We start from the raw sequence: 22,884 nt of genomic DNA, 5'->3' as shown, positions 1-22,884 counted from the left end.
CGCGGTTCAGATCCCGAGATAGCGGTGCTGCAGATCGGGCTCCGCCAGCAATTGCTCGGAGGTGCCGTTCCACACCGTGCGGCCGCGCTCGATGATGTAGTGGCGGTCGGCGATGCGGGCGAGATTTTCGACATTCTTGTCGATCACCAGCACCGACTGCCCGCGCGCTTTCAGCATCGACAGGCAGTTCCAGATTTCCTCGCGGATCAGCGGTGCCAATCCTTCGGTCGCTTCATCAAGGATCAGGAGCCGTGGATTGGTCATCAAAGCGCGCCCGATCGCCAGCATCTGCTGCTCGCCGCCGGATAGCTGATTGCCCATGTTGCCACCGCGCTCGGCAAGCCGCGGAAACAACGCATGGACCTTCTCCAGCGTCCAGGGATCGCCGGCATCGAGGCGGTTGGCGGAAGCCGCAACCAGATTTTCGCGCACCGTGAGGTTTGGAAAGATCTGACGGCCCTCCGGAACGAGACCGATCCCGAGCTGCGCGATCCGGAACGAGGGCAGTCCGCGAACCTCGCGTCCGCCAAAGCGCACGCGGCCTGCACGCGGCACAGTCAGTCCCATGATCGAGCGGATGGTCGTGGTCTTGCCCATCCCGTTGCGGCCCATCAGCGCCACCATCTCGCCGCTGCGGACGGAAAGCGACAGCCCGAACAGCACCTGGCTCAGCCCGTAACAGGTCTCGATGCCATCCACTTCGAGCAGCGGCGCGCCGTCAGCCATGGCCTGTCACCACGTGTTGATCGCCAAGATAGGCGCGCTTGACGTCTTCGTTGCTACGGATCGCTGCCGGCACGTCGGAGGCGATCACGCGTCCATAGACCAGCACGGAGATGCGGTCGGCGAGCGCGAACACGGCGTTCATGTCATGCTCGACCAGAACGATCGTGACCTCCTTTCGCAGCTCGGCAAGCAGCTTGACCATGCGCGCGGATTCGGTGGCACCCAACCCTGCCATGGGTTCATCGAGCAACAGCAATTGCGGCCTGGTCGCGAGCGCCACGGCGAGTTCGAGCTCGCGCTGTTCGCCGTGGCTCAACTGCGAGACCACCACATCGGCCCGGCCCGCCAGCCCGACGCGCTCCAGCGCGGCCAGCGCGGTGGCGCGAAGTCCCTTCTCCTTGCGGGCATTGCCAAAGAAGCGGAACGAGTGGCCGTCGCGCGCTTGCGCCGCCAGCGCGACATTGTCGGCCGCGGTAAAGTTCGGCAGCAGAGAGGTGATCTGGAACGAGCGCGCCAGCCCAAGGTGGCTGCGCTTCCAGGCCGGCAGATGCGTGACGTCCTCGCCCGCAAAGCGAATGGTGCCGGCCGAGGGGCGCAACTGACCGATCAACTGGCTGATCAGCGTGGTCTTGCCCGCCCCGTTGGGACCGATGATCGCGTGGAGCTCGCCTTGCGCGATATCGAGCGAGAGATTGTCGGTTGCAACGATGCCGCCGAACCGCTTGATCAGATTTTGGATACGAAGCAGAGGCTCAGCCACGGGACAGCCTCCCGACAAGACCCATGATCCCACCACGGCCGAACAGCACGATCAGCAGCAACAGTGGTCCCATGATCATCGCCCAGTATTCGGTGACCTGCGACAGGAATTCTTCCAGCACGAGATAGACGATCGCGCCGGCGACAGGGCCGAACAACGATCCCATGCCGCCGAGGATGACCATCACCATGAGATCGCCGGAGCGGGTCCAGTACATCACGGCAGGGCTGATGAAATCGGTATTGTTTGCCAGCAGCGCGCCGGCGAGCCCGCACATCGTGCCCGAAATGACGAAGCACACGAGTTGGTAGCGTGTCGCCGGAAAACCGATCGCCTGCATGCGCTGCTCGTTCGAGCGCAGGCCCTGGACGACGAGACCGAAACGCGAATTGACGATGCGCCAGACCAGAAATACCCCGCCGAGCAAGCAGGCGAGACAGAGGTAATAGAACTGGACGCGATTGGAGAGATTGATCAATCCGCCGAACGTAGAGCGCTTGTAGATCGTCAGGCCGTCGTCGCCGCCATAACGGGACAGGCCGGAGGCGACGTAATAGGCCATCTGCGCAAAAGCGAGCGTGATCATGATGAAATAGACGCCACGGGTGCGCAGCGACAGCGCGCCGATCACCAGCGCAAACAGCGCCGAAGCGAGCAGCGCCACGGGCCACTGAACGAAGCCGGAGCCGAAGCCTTCCGCGGCGAGAATGCCGACCGCATAGCCGCCGATGCCAAGATAGGCGGCGTGACCGAAACTCATCATGCCGCCATAGCCCATGATGAGATTGAGGCTGACGGCAGCGAGCGCGAAGATCACGATGCGCGTGAACAGCGTCAGCACGAAGACATTGCCAGTCAGTTGCGAGAACACCGGCAGCAGCAACAGGCCGGCGACGACGATCGCCGCGACGACATTGCGGGCGTTGAGCGATGAGGTCATCGACGGCTGGCCGGAAACAGCCCCTCCGGCCTCGCCACCAGCACGATCGCCATCAGGAGATAGATCAACATCGATGACAGTGCCGGCGCGGCGGTGGACGCCGCGGCTGAACTCAGGACCTTTCGCAGCAGGTCGGGGAGAAAAGCACGACCGAGCGTATCGATCATTCCCACCAAGATGGCGGCGACAAAGGCGCCACGGATCGAACCGATGCCGCCAATGACGATGATGACGAAAGCGAGAATGAGAATATTTTCGCCCATGCCGATCTGTACGGTGAGGATCGGCGCCTGCATCAGGCCGGCAAGGCCGGCGAGCGCGGCGCCAAGGCCGAACACCAGCGTATAAAGCAGCTTGATGTTGATGCCGAGCGCGCCGATCATTTCGCGGTTTGACGCACCGGCGCGGATCAGCATGCCGACGCGGGTACGCATCACGACCAGATAAAGCAGCGCCGCGACTGCGAGCGCGACGACGATAATGGCCAGCCGATAGGCAGGGTAGAACACGCCGGGCACGATCTGCACCGGCACGGTGAGCCAGGCCGGCAGCGGCAGCGCGAGTCCCGCCGGTCCCCAGATCAGCCGCACCATATCGTTGAAAAACAGGATCAGCCCGAAGGTCGCAAGCACATGATCGAGATGATCGCGGCCATAGAGATGCCGTAACGCGACCACTTCCAGCGCGATACCGAGCAGCAGCGTCGCACCGAGGGCGAGCGCAATGCCGATGAGGAAATTGCCGCTCCAGGCCACGAACGTCGCCGCGAAATAGGCCCCCATCATGTAGAGCGAACCATGCGCCAGGTTGACGAGATCCATGATGCCGAAAACGAGCGTCAGCCCCGCCGCCAGCAAGAACAGCAACAGGCCGAATTGCAACCCGTTCAGAAATTGTTCGACGACAAGCAGCATCTTCGCCCGAAATATCCCCGTCCTTAGCCCCCTTTGGGCGCCCCACTTAAACTTCAACCTGCCCCTTGGGAAAGGCAAAAGAAGCGGCAACGCGCGCGTCACCGCCATTATCAGATATTTTAAGCTTAAAGCAAGTTCTCGCTCACTTCATCGGACATTTGTCGTGGTAGCGATCCTGGTCGTCCTTGACGACGGCGGCGACGGTCTTGAGCGACAACATGCCGTCGGCATTCTTCACCACATCCTGCAAATAGAAATCCTGGATCGGAACGTGGTTGTTGCCGAACCTGAACGCGCCGCGCACCGACTTGAAATCAGCCTTTTCCATCGCTGCCTTCATCGCGTCCTTCTGGCTCAAATCGCCATTGACCGCGACCACCGCACTGTTGATCAACGACACAGCGTCGTAGGCCTGCGAACCGTAAAACGTCGGACGCAAGCCCGGATACTTCTTGCGATAGTCGGCGACAAACCGCTTGTTCTCCTCGTTCGGCAAATCGTTCACCCATTGCTGTATCCCAAGAATGCCAAGCGCATTCTCCTTCTGCAGCGGCAGCGACAATTCGTCGATCATGCTGTCGGTATAGAGCGGAATCTGCTCTCTCATGCCGGCTTGCACATATTGATTGAGGAACTGCACGCCGGCGGCACCCGGGAAGAACACGAACATCGCTTCTGCTTTCGAGGCGCGCGCCTTGGCGAGCTCCGCCGAGAAGTCGAGCTGGGTCGGCCACACCGTATATTCCTCGCCGAGCACTTCGCCCTTGAAGGCGTCCTTGAAGCCGCGCAGGCGGTCCTTTCCGGCCGCATAGTTCGGTGCAATCAGAAATACCGATTTGACACCCTTCTGGTTCATGTAGAGGCCCATCGCAGTCGGCGTCTGGTCATTCTGCCATGAGGTCAGGAACACATAGGGCGAGCACAGTTCACCGGCGAGCTGCGACGGACCGGCATTGATACCGATCAGGAAGGTTTTGGAATCAACCGCCGGCTTGAGCGAGGCCAGCAGCACATTTGACCAGTTATAGCCGACGATGAAATCGACATGGTCTGACTGGATCAGCTTCTCGGTCTTCTGCTTGCCGACGTCGGGCTTTTGCTGATCGTCCTCATAGATCACCTCGACCGTCCTGCCGGCCATCTTGCGGCCGATGTGATCAAGCGCAAGTTCGAACGAGTTGCGCGCGTCGATGCCGATTGGCGCGGTCGGGCCGCTGAAGGTGTTGACGAATCCGATCTTGATGGAATCAGCCGCAGCGGCGGGAGCAGCGAAAGCAATGGCGGTCACGCTCGCCAGCAAGAACGATCTCATGTCGACCCCCTCCCCTCCGACGGCGGCAACACGACCGCCGCGGCGGACGTGCGGCGCCCGAGCCTATTTCATCGGGCATTTGTCGTGAAAGTTGTCCTGGTTGTCCTTGACGATCGTGGCGACCGTCTTCAGCGACAGCGTGCCGTCGGCATCCTTCACGACATCCTGCAGGTAGAAATTCTGGATCGGGATATGGTTGTTGCCGTATTTGAACGGGCCGCGCAGGGACTTGAAATTGGCCTTCTCCATTTCGGCCTTCATCGCGTCTTTCTTCGAGGTATCGCCGTTTACCGCGACCACTGCGCTGTTGATCAGCTGGGCGGCGTCATAAGCCTGCGCACCATAATAGGTCGGGCGCGCCGGCGCGTATTTCTTGTAGTCCTGGACGAAACGCTTGTTCTGCTCGTTCGGCAGATCGTTCACCCATTCCTGCGCGCCGGGAACGCCGATCGCATTGTCCTTCTGCAGCGGCAGCGATAATTCGTCGATCGTGAAGGCGGTATAGAGCGGCATCTGCTGCTTGATCCCGGCCTGCACATATTGGTTGAGGAACTGCACGCCGGCGGCGCCCGGATAAAACACGAAGATGGATTCAGCCTTGGAGTTGCGCGCCTTGGTCAGTTCAGCCGAGAAGTCGAGCTGGCTCGGCCACACCGTATATTCCTCGCCCAGCACCTCGCCCTTGAACGTGCTTTTGACACCCGCGAGCATGTCCTTGCCGGCCGCATAATTCGGGCCGATCAGAAACACCGACTTCACGCCCTTCTGGTTCATATAGAGGCCCATCGCGGCCGGCGTCTGGTCGTTCTGCCATGAGGTCGAAAACACGTAAGGCGAACACAATTCACCAGCGAGCTGGTTGGGCCCGGCATTGGCGGAGATCAGAAAGGTTTGCGAGTCTACTGCCGTCTTGAGCGAGGCGAGCAGCACGTTCGACCAGATATATCCGACGATGAAATCGACATGATCGGATTGCACGAGCTTCTCGGTCTTCTGCTTGCCGACATCCGGCTTCTGCTGGTCGTCTTCGTAGATCACCTCGACCGGCTTGCCGGCCATTTTGCGGCCGAGATGATCGAGCGCGAGTTCGAACGAGTTGCGCATGTCGTTGCCGATCACGGCGGTCGGCCCGCTGAAGGTGGACACGAATCCGATCTTGATCGTGTCGCCGGCGATCGCCGGTTGCGCCAAGAGCTGCGCCGAGACAAGCGCAGCCGCGCCCGCCAGCCAGAATGCCGTTCTCATGTCGTCCCTCCTCCTCGATCCTCGTCGCCGCCCGGCCGGCCGATCGGCACTGATTTTTGCCTTGTTTTGTGCGCGAAACCGCGCCTCGGCGGCAAGCACGAACCGACGGCTTCCTCTTTCAACCTTCGGATCATGCCCCAAGCGGCATGCACCATAGTTCGCCCTTGGCGCGGATGGCAAGAATTATAGTGCCGACCGTTGAACCCTGCATTGGCATGCGAAGGCCGCGCGATCGGGTTTTGCTATCAGCCCATCCGGAAAGCGGTCTTGAGCGAAGCGGCCGAACGCTTACACCAGAGAAGACAAAGCGCTCGAATTGGGGGTCGCCAATGCCAACAGCAGAGCCTCACCCGAAGGCCGCCCATCGCGTGGTGATTGTCGGCGCCGGCTTTGGCGGGCTGGAATGTGCGCTGCGGCTAAAAGGCGCGCCGGTCCAGATCACGCTGGTCGACCGGCGCAACCACCACCTGTTTCAGCCGCTGCTGTACCAGGTAGCGACCGCCTCGCTCGCCACTTCCGAAATCGCCTGGCCGATCCGCTACCTGTTGCGCGACCGGAGCGAAGTCACGACCCTGTTCGCCAACGTGAACGGCGTCGACGCCGCCAACAAACGCGTGCTGCTCGAGGATGGAGACGTGCTGTCGTACGACACCTTGGTGCTCGCAACCGGCGTGCGTCACGCTTACTTCGGCCATGACGAATGGGAGCCGTTCGCGCCCGGCCTGAAAACGCTGGAAGACGCGACGACTCTGCGCCGCCGCATCCTCGTTGCATTCGAGCGTGCGGAGCGCGAAACCGATCCGGAAAAGCGGGCTGCCCTTCTGACCTTCGTGATCGTCGGCGGGGGTCCGACCGGCGTCGAGCTTGCCGGCACCATTGCCGAACTCGCACGTGACACGCTGCCGCCAGACTTCCGCAACATCGATACGCACAAGACACGCGTGGTTCTGATCGAAGCGGGCCCGCGCGTGCTCGCCGGTTTCCCCGACGAGCTTTCGGCCTATGCACGGCGCTCGCTGGAGGAGATCGGTGTCGAAGTGATCCTGGGCCAGCCCGTCACCGAATGCTCAGCCGACGGGGTGGTTTTTGCCGGCAAGCCGCTACAGGCAAGAACGCTGATCTGGGCGGCGGGCGTGCGCGCCTCTCGCGCTGCCGAGTGGCTGCACGCGCCGGCCGATCGCGCCGGGCGGCTGCAGGTTCGGCCCGATCTCACCGTTCCCGATCATCCCGAGATCTTCGCGATCGGCGACACCGTGACGATCGCCGATCCCTCGGGCAATCCCGTGCCCGGCATCGCCCCGGCCGCCAAGCAGCAAGGGCGCTATGTCGCCAAATCGATTCGCGCGCGACTGTCGGGCAAGAAGCTGCCGCCGTTCCGCTACAGCCATGCCGGCAGCCTCGCGCAGATCGGCAAGCGCAAGGCGGTGATCGATTTCGGCTGGATCAGGCTGCGCGGCACCGTTGCCTGGTGGATCTGGGGCATCGCCCACATCTACTTCCTGATCGGCCTGCGCAACCGTCTCGGTGTCGCCTTGAGCTGGCTCTGGATTCATGCCCGCGACCAGCGCGCCGCGCGCTTGATCACCCAAGGCTCCAGCAAAGTCGCGCGCTGAAGGCAGGCTGTGGCCCTGCCCGAAAATTCGGCGCGAGGTCACCACCGCACCGGCGCCCAACGCGCCTGGAATCCCTTCAAACGGTTGATAAGACTGTGCCTTCCTGCGAAAAGGGCAGCGCCCAAATGATGTACACGATGGCACGTCAATTGCTTCGAAACGCGGGAAATATCACGAGCCCCAGAGTACAATTGGATATGGCGACTTTGCTTTCTCCTTCGCTTCGATCCGCCCACGCGACCTCTCACCCGGACCGGGGTGACGCGTGACCGAAACCGTCGCCGCCATCGTCGCCGCGCACCGCGCCGGACAACAATCTCCCGCACAAACCATCGCACGCAGCTTCAAGCGCATTCGCGAGCACAACGATCCCGCGATCTTCATCTCCTTGCGTGAGGAGGAAGATGCGATTGCGGAAGCCGACGCGCTCTCGGCCAAGGACGCGCGCGAGCTTCCGCTTCTGGGCGTTCCGGTTGCGGTGAAGGACAATATCGACGTCGCTGGGCTGGCCACCACCGCCGCCTGTCCGGCCTATTCCTATCTTCCGACCCGCGATGCCACGGCGGTGGCGCGGCTGCGCCAGGCCGGCGCCATCATCATCGGCAAGACCAATCTCGATCAATTCGCGACCGGCCTTGTCGGCGTTCGCTCGCCCTACGGCATTCCGGTCAATCCGATGCGCGCCGATCTCGTTCCGGGCGGCTCGAGTTCGGGATCAGCGGTTGCGGTCTCGACTGGCCTCGTACCGTTGTCGCTCGGCACCGATACCGCGGGCTCTGGCCGCGTACCGGCGATGCTCAACAACATCGTCGGACTGAAGCCGAGCCTTGGCCTTGTGCCGACTGCCGGCGTGGTGCCGGCCTGCCGGACGCTCGATTGCGTCTCGGTATTCTCGCTCACAGTCGACGATGCGGCGGCCGCGCTCTCAGTGATGGCCGGGCTGGACCGATCAGATCCGTTTTCGCGGGATCGGACGTTTTCGAAGCTCGGTCCGTTCCCGCAGGGCTTGCGCCTCGGCGTGCCACGCGATGGCCAGCTCATCTTCTTCGGCGACAAGGCGCAGGAAGCCGCTTACGCCGCGGCGCTGGAGCGATGGCGCGGGCTTGGCGCCACCCTCGTCAGCTTCGACCTCGAGCCGTTTTATGAGACAGCGCGACTGCTCTATGAGGGGCCGTGGGTCACCGAGCGTTACCTTGTCATCCGCAACCTGCTCGCGTCATCGCCCGACGCGATCCATCCGGTCACGCGCGAGATCACCGTCGCGGGGGGACGGATTTCCGCTGCCGATAGCTTTGCCGCGCTCTATCGATTGCAGACGTTGCGGCGCATCGCCGAGCACGCCTTCACCGACATCGACGCGCTGGTGCTGCCGACCGCGCCGACTGCGTATTCCACCGCGCAAGTGCTCGCCAACCCGATCGAGCTCAACTCGCGGCTTGGCACTTATACCAACTTCGTCAACCTGCTCGACCTCTGCGGGCTGGCGCTGCCGTCGACGATACGGCCGGACGAGATTCCGTTCGGCATCACGCTATTGGCGCCTGCCGGCCAGGACGCGATGCTGGCCAGCATCGGCCGGGTCTTTCATGCGCAAACCAAACTGCCGCTCGGCGCCAAGCGCGTCGCCATGCCGCAACTGGCCGACCTCGACCTGTCGTTGACCGGCGATGAAATTCCAATCGCCGTGGTCGGCGCGCATTTGTCGGGCATGGCGCTCAACGGCGAACTCAAAGCGCTCGGCGCGCGGCTGATCGCGGCCACCTCGACCGCGCCCGACTACAGGCTCTATGCGCTCTCCACCACCCCGCCAAAGCCGGGGATGCTGCGCGTCGAGGCAGGAAGCGGCACCTCGATCGCGCTCGAAGTCTGGGCCTTGCCCGCGGCGGCGTTCGGCAAATTCGTCGCCGCCATTCCGGCGCCGCTCTCGATCGGCACGGTGCGTCTGAAAGACGGGCGCGGCGTCAAAGGCTTTATCGTGGAAGCCGCCGACGTATCCCGCGCAGAAGACATTTCGGCGTTCGGCGGCTGGCGGGCCTATGTGGCGCAATCAGCGAAGTAAGCTCGGAACGAGCCTGCAGCTTACTTAAACCGAAACCGCGTAAATCTCGTACTCGCCGTGCACGCGCTCGATATGCGCGCGCATCGCATTCGCCGCGCCGTTGCGGTCGCCGCGCATGATGGCAACGACCACGCGGTCGTGCTCGGCATGCGACTGCGCCAGACGGCCGAGATTGCGGAACTGGGCGCGGCGGAACGGCTGCACGCGCTTGCGCGTCGCAAGCGTGATCTCGGCGATATGACCGTTCTGCGAGCCGGTATAGATCGCGCTGTGAAAGCGCTCGTTCACCTGGTGGAAGCGGTCGGGATCGCCGGCATGACTCAATACCCGCAGCTCTTCATGGATCGCCTCGAGCCGGTAGCGATCGGCCGGTGTCATGCGTTCTGCGGCAAGACCTGCGCACAAAGCCTCGAGCTCGGCCATCGCTTCGAACATGCCGCTCAGCCGTTCGACCGAGGGCTGCGCCACCACCGCGCCGCGATGGGCCCGCGCTTCGACCAGACCCGACGCCGCCAGCTGCCGCAACGCCTCGCGCACTGGCGTGCGCGACACACTGAACCGCCGCGCGATGTCGGTCTCGTCCAGAGCCGCTCCGGGCGCGAGCGTGCCACGCACGATCTCGTCGGCGAGGTGTTGCCGCAATTCCTCGGCGCGGGTCAATTTGTCTGCGCGCACGATGCGGCTACCAGGACGCGCGACGGCAGGCGCATCCGGATCCGAGCGCGGCACAGCGAGGTCTGGCAAATCGTCCAGGCTCATGCCTTTTGATCTCGCGGTTCGTCGATCACGCTGACATGCGCGGCCACGATCTTCCAGCCCTCCGGGAATCGCACCCAAGTCTGCATCTGACGCCCGACCTTGCCAACCATCGTATCGCGGTAGAATAAGGTCGACGCGACCGCCATGTCGCGGCCATAAGTGGTGATCAGCGTACGGTCGGTGCGGCGTCCGAGACCGATCGGCGAACGGCCGGCGCGGAACGCCATGATTTCCTTGTAGCCGTAGAGATTTTCGCCGCCGCCATAACGCAGCGTCCGCGGATCATTGCGGAACAGCTCATCGAGCACCGCAACGTCGTTGGAGACCAGCGCCTTCTCGTAGCGCTCGAATTGCGCCGTCACCTCGGCCAGCACATCGGGAAGATCAACCTGCATGCTCAAATTCCTCTCGGCCGGGGCGCCGAGACAATCCCGTCGCGCTCCAGCGCCGCCGCCACCCGCAGCGCAATATCCTCGCGCCAAGGCGCGGCGATGATCTGCACGCCGATCGGCATCGGCTCCAGCGGCACCGGAACGGCGACCACGGGCAACCCGATGAAAGAGATCGGCTGGGTGTGAATGCCGATATTGGCGCGCACTGGAAGCTCGACGCCATCGAGCGTGAAATTCACCTGACCCAATTTGGGCGCGATGCAGGGCGTCGCCGGCGCCAGAATGACGTCGACCGACTTGAACAACTCGGCTACCTGCGCGCGATACCAACGGCGGAATTTCTGCGCGCGGTCAACCATCGGCGCCGGAATCATCGCGCCCGCAATCAAACGGTCGCGCACGGCCGGATCGAAGTCGTCCGGACGCTTGCGCAACCGGTCGAGATGAAGCGAGGCGCCCTCGCAGGTGGAAATGACGTAGGCCGCCGAACGCGCGCGCGCCGCTTCCGGAATTTCGATCGTACGATCGACCTTGAGCGCCTTGGCAACGCGGCCGACGGCCTCCAGCGCCTCGGGAAACACGTTCTTCTGGAAATAACCGTCGGCAAGGGCAATGCGCAGATCGCCGATCCCTTCGGCGAGCGCCGGCAATGCCGGCTCGACCGGCCGCGTTGTGCAGGCGGCGTCCGCCGCGTCCGGTCCCTGCATCGCATCATAGGCCAGCGCGAGGTCGGCGACGGAACGCGTGAGCGGGCCGACATGATCGAAGGAGAACACGAACGGGAACGAGCGCGCACGCGACAGTCTGCCGTAGGTCGGCTTCAGTCCAAAGATTCCGCAAAACGACGACGGCACCCGGATCGAACCGTTGGTGTCCGAGCCCAGCGCCAACGGCACCAGCGCGCCACCGACCGCACTGCCGGAGCCTCCCGAGGAGCCGCCAGTCATTCGCGTCGGATCATGCGGATTGCGCGAGGGACCGTCGTGAATGTTTTCCCCGGTAAAGTCGTAGGCATATTCGCCCATGTTGAGCGCGCCGACCAGAACGGCGCCGGCCGCCTCCAGGCGCTCGACCAGCGTCGCATCGCGCGCAGCCGGCGCAAGATCGCGATTGATTTTCGATCCGGCGCGCGTCGACAGGCCCTTCACGTCGAACAGGTTCTTGACCGCGAAAGGAACGCCGGCGAGCGGCCCGGGATTTTTTCCCGAGGCGATGGCTTCATCGACCGCGCGCGCTTTCGACCGCGCCCGCTCGGCAGTGACGTTGGTGAAGGAATTCAGCACCTTGTCGTGTTTGGCGATCCGCGCCAGCGCGGCCTCGACGGCCTCCAACGCCGAAAATCTCTTGTCCCTGACGGCGCGCGCGATATCGGACGCGGACATTTCCGCAAATGCGTTCTCAAGCTGTGAAGACACTGGCGGGCTCGGCTTCGTCGGAAAATTCAAACTCGTCCACCATCCGCGCCAAACGCATGGAGACCTCAAGGTTGGCGCGCACCGCCGGTTTCCAGGCGTCCTTGACCGGCAATCTCAGGAGCTGCGCGGCAGCATCGATGTAGTCGTCGAGCGAGTCTTTTTCAGTCATTTTTGTTGCGCTTCCTCAACTAGCTGACGGGTAGCGGAGGATGGGGGATCGCCGTCAGCAGCTCCCTTGTATAGGCATTTTGCGGATCGCCCAAGACCTGGTCGGACGTCCCCTGTTCGACGATCTTTCCCGTCCGCATCACAATGACGCGGTCGCACAACAGCCGCACCACGTTAAGGTCGTGCGAGACGAACAAATAGCTCATGCCGAGCGACTGCTTGAGGTCTTGCAGCAGGTTGAGGACCACGGCCTGCACCGAGACGTCGAGCGCCGCGGTCGGCTCGTCCAGAATCACGAGTTTGGGATTGAGCGCGATCGCACGCGCGATGCCGACCCGGGCCTTCTGTCCGCCCGACAACTGGTGCGGAAACCGGTCGAGCAGATGCAGCGGAAGCCCAACGAGACTGGCCAGTTCCTCGCAGCGCGACCGCAGCGCATCGCGCCCTCTGATATTGCCCAGCCTCAGAATCGGGTCGGCGATGGCGCGCGAGGCCGTGAAACGCGGATTGAGGCTGTCGGTCGGGTCCTGAAACACCATCTGGATGCTCTTGCGCTGCGGCAGCCGCGCAAACGCATTGGGCATGATGCCACCGATCTCCTCGCCGTCGAACATGATGCGGCCCGACGTCTGATCCAACAGCCGCATCACCATCATCGAGGTCGTGGACTTGCCGCAGCCGGATTCGCCGACAAGACCGACGCTCTCGCCGTGGCGCACGGAGAAGCTGATGCCGTCGACCGCACGAAACAGGTCCGGCTCGGCCGGCGGCTTGCGCGCAAATAGCTTGGCGAATAGCCCCGGCGCGCCCTGGCGCGGATATTCCTTCACCAGCTTTTCGACCAGCAGCAACGGTTTGGCGTCCTCGACTTTCTCCCTCTCCCCGCTTGCGGGGAGAGGGTTGGGGTGAGGGTGATTCTCCAAGGACCGCGCTTGTAGAGAGTCCCCCTCACCCGGCGCACTTGGCGCGCCGACCTCTCCCCGCAAGCGGGGCGAGGTTGAAGAAAGAACTTCCTCTTCCGGCAACAGATCGCGCAAGGAGACGCCGATCCGCGGCGTCGCGCGCATCAACTTGCGCGTATAGGGGTGCTCGGGCCTCGCAAAGATGTTGGCCGAGGGCGCAGTTTCGACCACGCGTCCCTTCTCCATCACCACCACGCGATCGCAATAGGCCGCCGCCAATCCGAGATCGTGCGTGATCAGAATGGTCGACATGTTGCGCTGTCTGGTCAGTTCGACGACGAGATCCATCACCGCCTTCTGGGTGGTGACATCGAGACCTGTGGTCGGCTCGTCCGCGATCAAAAGGCGCGGCCCGCAGGCCAGCGCCAGCGCGATCACGATCCGCTGGCACATGCCGCCTGAAAGCTCGAACGGATAGGCATGATAGCGTTCGCGCGGACGCGCGATCTTGACCTGCTCGAGCGCGGCGATCGCGCGCTCAGTGACCTGCGAGCGGTCGACCTGGACGTGTTGCAGCAGCACATCCTCGATCTGGTGGCCGACCTTGCGGATCGGGTTGAGCGCGAGCCGCGGACTCTGGAAGATCATCGAGATTTCGCGGCCGCGCAGATCCCGCATCTGGTCTTCGCTCGCGGCCTTGACATCGACGCCTGAGAAATGAACCGAGCCTTCGGCGATCTTGCCGGCGCGGTCGAGAATCCGCATCACGGCGTAGGACGTCACCGATTTGCCGGAACCGGATTCACCGACGATGCCGAGAGTCTCGCCCTTGGCGACCTGGATGTTGACGTGCTGGACCGCTTTGACGATGCCGCGGCGGGTCGAGAATTCGACGGTGAGATCGCTGACGTCTAGCAGCGGCAGCGCGGTCATTGCTCAGGTTCTCCGCTGCGGATCGACCAGATCGCGCAGGCCGTCGCCGAGCAAGTTGAAGCAGAACACCGCGATCATCAGCGCCGCGCCGGGAAAGAACGCCACCCACCACTCGCCTGAAATGATGTTGCTGGCGCCCTCCGCCACCATGATGCCCCATTCCGGCGTCGGCGGCTTGACCCCAAGGCCGATGAATGACAGGCCCGCGGCGTTGAGGATGGCATAGCCCATGGTCAACGACACCTGCACCATCATAATCGGCATGATGTTGGGCATGATCTGCGCGAGCAGAATCCGCATGTCGCTGTTGCCGGAAAGCCGGGCCGCCTGCACGAAGCCGGCCTCGCGCCGCACATTGGCTTCGGCACGCGCGACGCGAACGTAAAGCGGAAAATTGATGATCGCGGTGGCGATCACGATATTGGTGACGGTGTTGCCGAGCGCGGCAACGATGCCCATCGCCAGCACGAACAGCGGAAACGCCATGATGGTATCGGAGATGCGGCCGATAATGCGGTCGGTCCAGCCGCCGAAGAAGCCTGCGGCGATTCCGGCCAGCCCGCCGATCACCAGCACCAACGCCACAGACGCAACCGCGATCACGAAATCGAGCCGGGTCGCGACCACCACGCGGCTGAAGATGTCGCGCCCCAAGAGATCGGTGCCGAACCAGTGATGCAGCGACGGCGACTGCAATGTCGCGGAAGTGTCGCTGGCGAGCGGATCGTAAGGGACAAGATATGGCCCCAACAAAGCGCACAGCGCAATCAGGGTGAACAGGCCGAACGACAACCCAGTGACCGGATTATCCGCGATGACATAGATCGCATGACGGATAATCGAGTTGTTCGGCGGCGCCGGCTGGAGACTGGTGGCCGACGTGGTGAGGCTGGCTTCGGTCATGCCTCGACCCTTACGCGCGGATCGATCACGCCGTAGAGCATGTCGATCATGAGGTTAAGCGCGACATAAAGCATTGCCATGGTCAGCACGAAGCCCTGCACCGGCGCGAAGTCCGATTGCAGCAACGCTTCCACGGCGTAGGAGCCGATGCCCGGCCAGGCGAAGACCTTTTCGACCAGGACATTGGCGCCGAGCAAAAACGAGAACACCATGCCGAGCGTGGTCACGACCGGCAGCATTGCGTTGCGGAAAGCGTAAGTCAGGATCACTGTGCGGCTGGAGAGGCCGCTCGCGCGTGCGGTTCGGATGAATTCGGATGCCAGCGCCGCCAGCATCGAGGCGCGGGTCATGCGCGTGATCGGCGCCAGCGAAAAGATCGCGAGCGTTACCGCCGGCAGGATCAGTTGACCGAACGCGAAACGAAACGTCTCGAAATTGCCCGTGATCAGACTATCGATCAGAAAGAAGCCGGTGATGTCGGGCGGGCTGGTCGCAAAGGCGTCGAGCCGGCCGAGCGGCGCCGGCGACCAGCCGAGGCGAAAATAGAACACGTAAACGAGCAACAATCCGGTGAAGAACACCGGCAGCGAGACGCCGGCGGTTGCGATCACCCGGCAGAGGTGATCGATCCAGGAGCCTTGTTTGACGGCGGCAAAGATGCCGAGCGGCACCGCGACGGCGATCGCCAGGAACAGGCCGGACAGCGTCAGTTCGGCCGAAGCCGGCAAACGGCTTGCAAGTTCGGCGGCCACCGGCTGCCCGGTAGAGAGAGAATTGCCGAAATTGCCGTGAGCAAGATCGTTGACGTAACGCACGAACTGATCCGGCAACGGACGATCGAGGCCGAGCGATTTTCGGATCTCGGCAATCGACTGCGGCGTCGCCGCGGGTCCGGCGAAATACACGGCGGGATCGCCGGGCAGAACGCGCGTCAGCAGAAACGTCACGACGATCACGCCGATCAGGGTCGGAATGACGGTTGCAAGCCGCTTGAGGATCACCATGGGGGTTTCGACCTCCTCCGGCTGCGCCGCAATCCGCCTTTAACCCTTCACGATCGAACGGTAGTCGAGCTGGCGATGAAACCAGTAGGCATAGCCGGAGATATTCTTCTGCGTGGCGACGTTGAGGACCGGCTGAAACAGCGGAATCCTCGGCACCTCGGTATAGGCCTTCGAGATAAAGCCCTCGACATCTCTGGCGTATTTCTCTTTGTCGCCGATCGCGGCCGCTGCCCGCGCGCCGTCGATCAGCGCATCCATGTCGGCGTTGACATAGCTCGGCGTGTTAAAGATCGCGTTCTGGCCGGAATAGGCCCAGAAGAAGAAGTATTCGGGATAATCGAGCCAGCCGGAGAAGAAGTTGAGCATCAGCGGCATGGTCTTTTTGGCCATCTCGCTGCGCCAGTTGGCGCCCGGCACCTTGTTGATAGTGGTCTTGATGCCGATCTGCCCCAATGCCTCCTGCACGAGCACCGAGACGGGTTCGCTGACATCGCTGGTGCCAAGATCGTAGGAGATTGTGGTCTCGATATCGGACACGCCGCTTTCGGCCATCAGCGCCTTGGCCTTCGCAAGATCGTTCACATAGCCGGTTTTTGCCGGCCAGGTCGTATCAGTGACGGTGTTGGAAGGGCCGCCGAACAGCGGATTGGCGAGACCGAACATCGCCGCATCCATGATCTTCTGGTAGGGCAGCGCATAGGCCACGGCCTGACGAACCTTCTGATTGTCGAACGGCGGGTTCTTCACGTTCAGATCGATGGAATACATGCCGTTGCCGACCGGGTGCGAGAGGATGACGAGCTTGCCTTCCTTTTTCATCTCCGAGGTGTCCTTGCTGGACAGATCGAAGGAGATGTCGGCATCGCCGCGTTCCATCAGCGCGCGGCGGTTGCCCTGCGAGGGCACGGTGCGCCAGATCACCCGTTTAAGCTGCGGCAGCTTGCCGCCGACCCAGTCGTCATTGCGTTCGTAGACGACCTCAACGCCCGGCTTCCAGCTCGCCACCTTGTAGGCCCCACCGCCTGCCGTGTTGTTCTTGGTGTAATCCATCGCCCACGGATCCTTTTCCGTGGCCTTCTTTTTCAAAAGTTCCGAGTTGTAGATGCTCGGCACGATCACCGCGAGGTCGGGAAGGGTCAGCCGGTCCTTCTTGGCGAAATCGACTCTGATGGTCTGATCGTCGACCACGACAAACTGCTCCGTGCTGGATAGCGAGCCCGCCTTCATCTGAACGGTTGGGAAGCCACCGACCGTCACTGAGCGATCGAGCGACCATTTGACGTCTTTGGCTGTGACCGGCGCGCCATCGTGAAATTTGGCGTTTTTCTTCAGCTTGAAGGTCACCGACATGTCGCCGAGATTCATGTCATCAGCGAGTTCCAGCTTGAACTTGTCGCGGTCGTAAGCCTGCGTTCCGTCAGGCTCTGTTTTCAGCTCATGACTGATCAGCCGGTCGTAGCAATTCCACGAGACCTCATAGCCTGCGCGGTTGGTGCCGACGCCATGAATGTCCAGATTGTTGGGGCCGCCTTCGGTCACGACCAGTAGGGTTTCCGACCGCGCATCGGCCTTTGCCGGCGACCAGATCGCAGGCGCCTGGACCGCCGCGCCGACTGCAAGGCCGGAAACAGATTTCAGAAAATCGCGGCGCTTCATCGGATGCTCCAAAGCAGGATCAGTCTCGGGAGCCGGCGTCGCAAGGTTCGTGCCAAGGCTTAAGGTTTGGTTAACCGCCTCCTAAAATACTGATTCACCTTACAAATCGTGAGCTGAAGATCGCCGCAGCCGCAGCCGGACCGCAGAAATCAATTGCATACATCGAGCCAAACTTGCTGAATTAATGGGCAGAAATTCACGCGAGATCGCTGCCCAAGTCCACACGGGCAAGGAGGAAGTGAGAACGCATATCCGCGCCAGCCAAAGGGCGGCGATTGGCGGTGTTCTGTGCTTTAAACTCGACGGTGAGATTGCGTTGAACCTTTTTTTCCCGCCGCAGACCTTATTACAGGGGGGACAAGTTGCCCGTGTTTACCCGCGCCGGCCTTTCGCGGACCGTCATCATGTTTGCTGCCTTGCTCCTGACGGCCGTCACGACATCAGCTTCGGCCCGCGAATTTCGCGCTGCCGATACCCAGAGCGAGGATTATCCGACCGTCCAGGCCCTGCGCTTCATGGGCAGGCTCATCGAAGAGAGGACCAATGGTCGGCTGCAGATTCGCGTCTTTCATTCGCGTCAGCTCGGCGAAGAGAAGGAAACCATCGAACAGACCCGCGCTGGCGCGATCGATCTCAACCGAACGAATGTGGCGCTGATTGGCACTTTCGTGCCAGCAATGAACGTGCTGGCGTTGCCGTTCCTGTTTCGCTCGATCGAGCATTTGCAGAAGGTGCTGGACGGGCCGATCGGCGACGAAATCCTCGGCAGCTTCGAGCCCTACGGATTTGTCGGCCTCGCCTTCTACGATTCGGGCGCGCGGTCGGTCTACAACAGCGTCCGGCCGGTCCGTACGGTCGCCGACATGAAAGGTTTGAGGCTCCGCGTGCAGCAATCGGAACTGATGTCCGACATGATCAAGGCGCTCGGCGCCGAGCCGATCGAGCTGCCTTACGGTCAGGTGCTCACAGGCCTTGCCACCAAGCTGATCGATGGCGCCGAAAACAACTGGCCGTCATTTGTCACCACCGACCACTACAAATATGCCGGCTTCTACACACTCACCGAGCACACGATGAGTCCCGAGGTGCTGGTGATGTCGCGCAAGGCATGGACCAGCCTGTCGGCGGAAGACCAGGCGGTATTTCGCGCCGCCGCAAGGGAATCGCGGCATTTCATGCGCGAGCGCTGGAAAGACCTCGAGGAGCAATCGCGCCGGCGCGCGCAAGCGGCCGGTGTGACCATCGTAAGCGACTTCGATCGCAAGCCGTTCGAGGCCGCGATGGCCGATATCTATGCCAAGACGCGCCGCGATCCGCAGGCCGCGGCGCTGATCGAACGAATTCGCAAGGTCAACTGAATTGAACGGGACCGCCGACCAGCATGAGACCACGGAAATGCCGGCGGGCCTGGCCGCACGCGGTCACTCCCGTCTGGTCACGCTGGTCCGCGCGGTCCCGATCCGCTGGCGCATCCTGTCGATCGCCGCATTGAACTCCGCCGTGGTCGTGGTGCTGGTGGCGCTGATCTGGAATGGCGTTCAGGTGCTGGGATCGGCCTGGGACGACGTGCGGCAGGTGCGCGATTCCGACAAGATCCTGGCCACGCTCGGGAGCGAAACCGGCCATCTGCAAAACCTGATCCACCGTTATATCAACCAGCCGAGCCCCGAACTGTTCGACGAGATCTCGCACTTGCGCGACGCGGTGCTGGGCACGCTGAAGACGCGCGCCTCGACCGATCCGATGCTTTCCGGTTCGGTGCAGAAGCTCGAACAGGTCACCGAGCGCTTTCTCAACGGCTTCAGCGAATTGCGCGAGGTGCAGGCGACGATCTCGAAAACCTATGAGCAGGAGGTCCTCACCCCCGCCCGCGATATGGCCGGGCTCTATTCGATCATCGAGGGCGCAACCGGCCATCGCGATGCGCTGATCTGGCCCTCGCTCGGCAAGTCCCGCGAGGCATTTACGGCGATGCTGGTCGCCGCCAACTCCTACTACCTTTCGCTCGCAACCGCAGCCGCCGAAGAGGCGAGCCGCAATACCGAAACCATCCAGCAGACCATCCCGGTCATGAACGACCTCGCAGACAACGACTTGCAGCGGATGGCCTTGCAGCGCCTTAATACACGCGCCAAGTCGCTCGGCGAAGGCCTTGCGAAATTGTCGGCGCAACTGACCAACCGTACGGATTTGTTGCGGGACGCCATCGACGCCAGTCAGGTCGATGCGTCCAACCTCATCGACGAGCTCTCGGATAAGATGCGCCAGCGCGAGCAGAAGGCGCAGGAGACTTTCGACCAGACGCTTGCCGACATCTCCCGAAAAGTGCTTTCCGTTGCCGTAATCTTCCTCGGCATCATCATTACCGCCGGCGTCCTGATCGCGCTGTCGATCCGTCTGCCCTTGCAGCAGATCATGACGGCAATGCACGCCATCACGTCGGGCGACTTCAACCGGAAAGTCCAGGGCACCGCCGCAAGCGATGAGGTCGGCGAGATGGCGCGCGCCGTGGAAGTGTTCCGCGAAAACGCCATCGCCAAGCGCAAGACCGAAGACGAACTGCGCGCCGCAAAGGAAAAGGCGGAAAATACCCTGCACGAACTCAATACGGCCCAGCAGAACCTGATCGACGCCGAACGCCTGGCTGCGCTCGGCGGCCTCGTTGCCGGTGTTGCCCATGAGGTGAACAACCCGATCGGCATCAGCCTGACGGTTGCCTCCAGTTTTGCCCGCCGCACCGAAGCGTTCGAAGACGACTTGCGGAGCGGCAATGGGCTACGCCGCTCCCAACTCGACGAGTTCGTCAAGACCTCGCGGGACGCCGCTCAGCAGCTTGTGAGCAACCTGCATCGTGCCGGCGAACTCATCCAGTCCTTCAAGCAGGTTGCGGTGGATCGCTCGCATGCGGAGCGCCGCACCTTCAACTTGAACGAGGCCACCGACCAGATCATCGCCAGCCTGCGCCCTGCGTTGAAAAAGGCGTCGATCGCGCTGTCGGTCGAGGTGCCCGAAAATCTCATGATCGACGGCTATCCGGGCTCCTATGGCCAGATCCTCACCAACCTGTTCCTGAACGCCGCAACCCATGCCTTTCCCGGCGGGCGTTCCGGTACTATCACGATCTCGGCGAAGTCCCGCGGCAGCGACGACGTCGAGATCATCTTTGCCGACGACGGCGCCGGCATGACCGCAGACGTGCAACGGCAGGCGTTCGATCCCTTCTTCACCACCCGCCGCAACGAGGGCGGCACCGGACTTGGCCTGCATATCGTCTACAATCTGGTCACCCAGCAACTGGGCGGGCGCATGATGCTGGATTCAAGACCGGGACAAGGCACCACATTTCGCATTATCATGCCCAAGACTTCTAACAAGGCCGCCAAAGGCGGTCAGCCAACCGAGTACCAGGATCGCGACAGGACTGATTCATGGCCGAACAGGACGATGTCCTCCACCTGATCGACGACACCCCTGCCGCGCCGGAAGCTTCGGGCGCACGCAAATGGAAGATCGCTGTCATCGACGACGATCACGCCGTGCATGAGGGCACGCGCTTTGCGCTGAGCGACTATGTCCTCAATGGCCAGTCGCTTGAGATCTTGTCGGCCTATTCTGCCGCCGAGGGCCGGGCGTTGATGCGCGCGCATTCCGATATCGCCGCCGTGCTGCTCGACGTCATCATGGAGACCGACGCCGCCGGTCTCGACCTGGTCGAATATATCCGCAACGACCTGCGCAACGAGACGGTCCGCATCATTCTGCGCACCGGCCAGCCCGGGCAGGCGCCCGAACGCCGGGTCATCGTGCAGTACGATATCAACGACTACAAGGCGAAGACCGAGCTTACCGCCGACAAGCTGTTCACCTCGCTCACCGCAGCGCTACGCAGCTATCAGCAGCTTGAACGCATGGTCCAAACCCGCCGCGGGCTTGAAATCATCATCGACGCCGCCTCGACGCTCTACGACTTCAAGTCGATGCAGCGCCTGGCCGAGGGCGTGCTGACGCAGATCGGTTCGCTGCTCAACGTCGACTGCGCGGGCATTCTGGTGCTGCGCGACGGCGGCGACCTCAACGACGAGTTCTCGGTTCTGGCCGGCTCCGGCTGCTACAGCCGCTTTAGCGGCGCCGCGGGTGCCAGATCGCTCGATCCGGAGCTGCGGAGCATGGTCGAGGCCGCTTTCAAGCGCCGCAAGCACGAATTCGTCGACCAGCGCACTGTGCTCTATGTGCGCACCGGCTCGGGACGCGAAGTCGTCGTGCTGCTTCAGGCCGAGCGGCAATTGTCGGAGACCGACCGCTCGCTGGTCGAAATCTTCGGCAGCCGGCTTTCGATCGCTTTCGACAACGTTATACTCTACCAGCAGCTGCAGGCGGCCAATACCCAGCTCGAGGACCGCGTCGCGCAACGTACCCGCGCCTTGATGCAGGCCAATCGCCGGCTGTCGGCGCAATGGCTGCGCCTGCAGCGCGCCAACGGCTTCAAGAACGAAATTCTCGGCACCGTGGCCCACGACCTGAAGAATCCGCTCGGCGTGATTTTGGGCCGCACGGAGATGCTGACCGAACTGATCGCCGCCGGCTCCTCGCGCGACAGCATCGCCTCTCAGATCGACCATATCCGCGACGCCACCAAGCGCCTGACGTCGATGGTCGATCATCTGATCTCCGATGCGATGGCGGACGCCTTCGACATCACGATCCGCCGCGAGCCGGTCGATATTGCGGCACTGGTCGGCGAAGTGGCCGACGCCAATCAGCCGCTTGCGGTCAACAAGCAACAATTGATCACGGTTTCGGCCGTGCCCAACCTCACCACGGCATGCGATGCCGACCGGATGCGCGAGGCGATCGACAATCTGATCAGCAACGCCATCAAGTACAGTCCGATCGGCGGCCGGATTTCGGTGCAGGTCAGCCAGGACGGCAACAGAACCGCCATTCGCGTCGTCGACCAGGGCGCCGGACTTTCGCCAGAGGATCTCGGGCGGCTATTCGGGCGCTTCCAGCGCCTGTCAGCAAAGCCGACCGCCGGCGAGAGCTCGACCGGCCTCGGCCTCTCGATCGTCAAGCGCATCGTCGACATGCATGGCGGCGAGGTCGCGGCCGACAGCGCCGGGCCTGGACAAGGCTCTACATTCACCATCACATTGCCGGCAGCAGACGCGTGATCCCATGAGTCA

General features: G+C 62.6%; 19 protein-coding genes. 5 read left to right on the top strand and 14 right to left on the bottom strand.

From position 1 onward, the window contains the following. Window positions 1-6: 6 nt before the first annotated feature. The 6 genes from VFL62_RS25405 to VFL62_RS25380 all read right to left on the bottom strand — a co-directional run bounded on the left by VFL62_RS25405 (window position 7) and on the right by VFL62_RS25380 (window position 5,897). Window positions 7-726 (bottom strand): ABC transporter ATP-binding protein, encoded by a 720-nt coding sequence (locus VFL62_RS25405; protein ID WP_325175147.1) that lies wholly within the window; start codon window positions 724-726, stop codon window positions 7-9. Beyond that, a complete protein-coding gene (locus VFL62_RS25400) occupies window positions 719-1,486 on the bottom strand; it encodes an ABC transporter ATP-binding protein (protein ID WP_325175146.1) in 768 nt (255 codons plus the stop codon). The genes VFL62_RS25405 and VFL62_RS25400 overlap by 8 nt, the downstream gene beginning before the upstream one ends. Further along, a complete protein-coding gene (locus tag VFL62_RS25395) occupies window positions 1,479-2,426 on the bottom strand; it encodes a branched-chain amino acid ABC transporter permease (RefSeq protein ID WP_325175145.1) in 948 nt (315 codons plus the stop codon). Before VFL62_RS25395 ends, VFL62_RS25400 begins: the two co-directional genes overlap by 8 nt. Beyond that, window positions 2,423-3,340, bottom strand: a complete 918-nt coding sequence (locus VFL62_RS25390; RefSeq protein WP_325175144.1) for a branched-chain amino acid ABC transporter permease — start codon at window positions 3,338-3,340, stop codon at window positions 2,423-2,425. Before VFL62_RS25390 ends, VFL62_RS25395 begins: the two co-directional genes overlap by 4 nt. Before the next feature lie 142 nt (window positions 3,341-3,482). Beyond that, entirely contained in the window at window positions 3,483-4,652 is a 1,170-nt protein-coding gene (locus VFL62_RS25385; RefSeq protein ID WP_325175143.1) for an ABC transporter substrate-binding protein, read from the bottom strand. 63 nt (window positions 4,653-4,715) lie between these two features. Next, the gene (locus VFL62_RS25380) at window positions 4,716-5,897 is read right to left on the bottom strand and encodes an ABC transporter substrate-binding protein (protein WP_325175142.1); all 1,182 of its coding nucleotides are present in this window, start codon (window positions 5,895-5,897) and stop codon (window positions 4,716-4,718) included. Between the two features lie 329 nt (window positions 5,898-6,226). On the opposite strand from VFL62_RS25380, the gene VFL62_RS25375 reads away from it, so the two are divergent. Together VFL62_RS25375 and atzF are read left to right on the top strand one after the other, a co-directional pair. Then, window positions 6,227-7,510 (top strand): NAD(P)/FAD-dependent oxidoreductase, encoded by a 1,284-nt coding sequence (locus tag VFL62_RS25375; protein WP_325175141.1) that lies wholly within the window; start codon window positions 6,227-6,229, stop codon window positions 7,508-7,510. Window positions 7,511-7,775: 265 nt separating this feature from the next. Next, complete coding sequence (atzF, locus tag VFL62_RS25370; protein WP_325175140.1) at window positions 7,776-9,569, top strand: allophanate hydrolase; 1,794 nt, start codon at window positions 7,776-7,778, stop codon at window positions 9,567-9,569. A 24-nt stretch (window positions 9,570-9,593) separates the two neighbouring features. Here atzF and VFL62_RS25365 read toward each other — a convergent pair whose 3' ends face one another. The 8 genes from VFL62_RS25365 to VFL62_RS25330 are packed head-to-tail and all read right to left on the bottom strand — an operon-like array spanning window position 9,594 to window position 17,701. Further along, window positions 9,594-10,328, bottom strand: a complete 735-nt coding sequence (locus VFL62_RS25365; protein ID WP_325175139.1) for a GntR family transcriptional regulator — start codon at window positions 10,326-10,328, stop codon at window positions 9,594-9,596. After that, window positions 10,325-10,723, bottom strand: coding sequence for an oxalurate catabolism protein HpxZ (hpxZ, locus tag VFL62_RS25360; RefSeq protein ID WP_325175138.1), 399 nt, complete (start codon window positions 10,721-10,723; stop codon window positions 10,325-10,327). Before hpxZ ends, VFL62_RS25365 begins: the two co-directional genes overlap by 4 nt. A 2-nt stretch (window positions 10,724-10,725) precedes the next feature. After that, window positions 10,726-12,102: an AtzE family amidohydrolase gene (locus VFL62_RS25355; RefSeq protein ID WP_325175137.1), complete on the bottom strand. Its 1,377-nt coding sequence runs from the start codon at window positions 12,100-12,102 to the stop codon at window positions 10,726-10,728. Between the two features lie 16 nt (window positions 12,103-12,118). Continuing rightward, window positions 12,119-12,304, bottom strand: coding sequence for a DUF4089 domain-containing protein (locus VFL62_RS25350; protein ID WP_325175136.1), 186 nt, complete (start codon window positions 12,302-12,304; stop codon window positions 12,119-12,121). Between the two features lie 19 nt (window positions 12,305-12,323). Further along, on the bottom strand, window positions 12,324-14,138 hold the full coding sequence (locus tag VFL62_RS25345) for an ABC transporter ATP-binding protein (protein WP_325175135.1): 1,815 nt from the start codon (window positions 14,136-14,138) through the stop codon (window positions 12,324-12,326). Window positions 14,139-14,141: 3 nt separating this feature from the next. Next, window positions 14,142-15,041, bottom strand: coding sequence for an ABC transporter permease (locus VFL62_RS25340; protein ID WP_325175134.1), 900 nt, complete (start codon window positions 15,039-15,041; stop codon window positions 14,142-14,144). Then, window positions 15,038-16,045: an ABC transporter permease gene (locus VFL62_RS25335; protein WP_325175133.1), complete on the bottom strand. Its 1,008-nt coding sequence runs from the start codon at window positions 16,043-16,045 to the stop codon at window positions 15,038-15,040. Before VFL62_RS25335 ends, VFL62_RS25340 begins: the two co-directional genes overlap by 4 nt. 39 nt (window positions 16,046-16,084) lie before the next feature. Continuing rightward, complete coding sequence (locus VFL62_RS25330; RefSeq protein ID WP_325175132.1) at window positions 16,085-17,701, bottom strand: ABC transporter substrate-binding protein; 1,617 nt, start codon at window positions 17,699-17,701, stop codon at window positions 16,085-16,087. A gap of 362 nt (window positions 17,702-18,063) precedes the next feature. Here VFL62_RS25330 and VFL62_RS25325 point away from each other — a divergent pair, with 362 nt between their 5' ends. From VFL62_RS25325 to VFL62_RS25315, 3 genes are read left to right on the top strand one after another with little or no spacing between them, the layout of a single operon-like run. Further along, entirely contained in the window at window positions 18,064-19,059 is a 996-nt protein-coding gene (locus VFL62_RS25325) for a TRAP transporter substrate-binding protein (protein WP_325175131.1), read from the top strand. A gap of 37 nt (window positions 19,060-19,096) precedes the next feature. After that, window positions 19,097-21,160 carry a sensor histidine kinase gene (locus VFL62_RS25320; protein WP_325175191.1) on the top strand — a complete coding sequence of 688 codons (2,064 nt, stop codon included), beginning with the start codon at window positions 19,097-19,099 and terminating at the stop codon, window positions 21,158-21,160. Next, window positions 21,130-22,872, top strand: a complete 1,743-nt coding sequence (locus VFL62_RS25315; RefSeq protein ID WP_325175130.1) for a DUF3369 domain-containing protein — start codon at window positions 21,130-21,132, stop codon at window positions 22,870-22,872. The genes VFL62_RS25320 and VFL62_RS25315 overlap by 31 nt, the downstream gene beginning before the upstream one ends. Window positions 22,873-22,884 lie beyond the last annotated feature (12 nt).

The organism is Bradyrhizobium sp., assembly GCF_035701725.1.
Lineage (GTDB): Bacteria > Pseudomonadota > Alphaproteobacteria > Rhizobiales > Xanthobacteraceae > Bradyrhizobium.
This window is presented reverse-complemented; position numbering and strand designations above follow the sequence as displayed.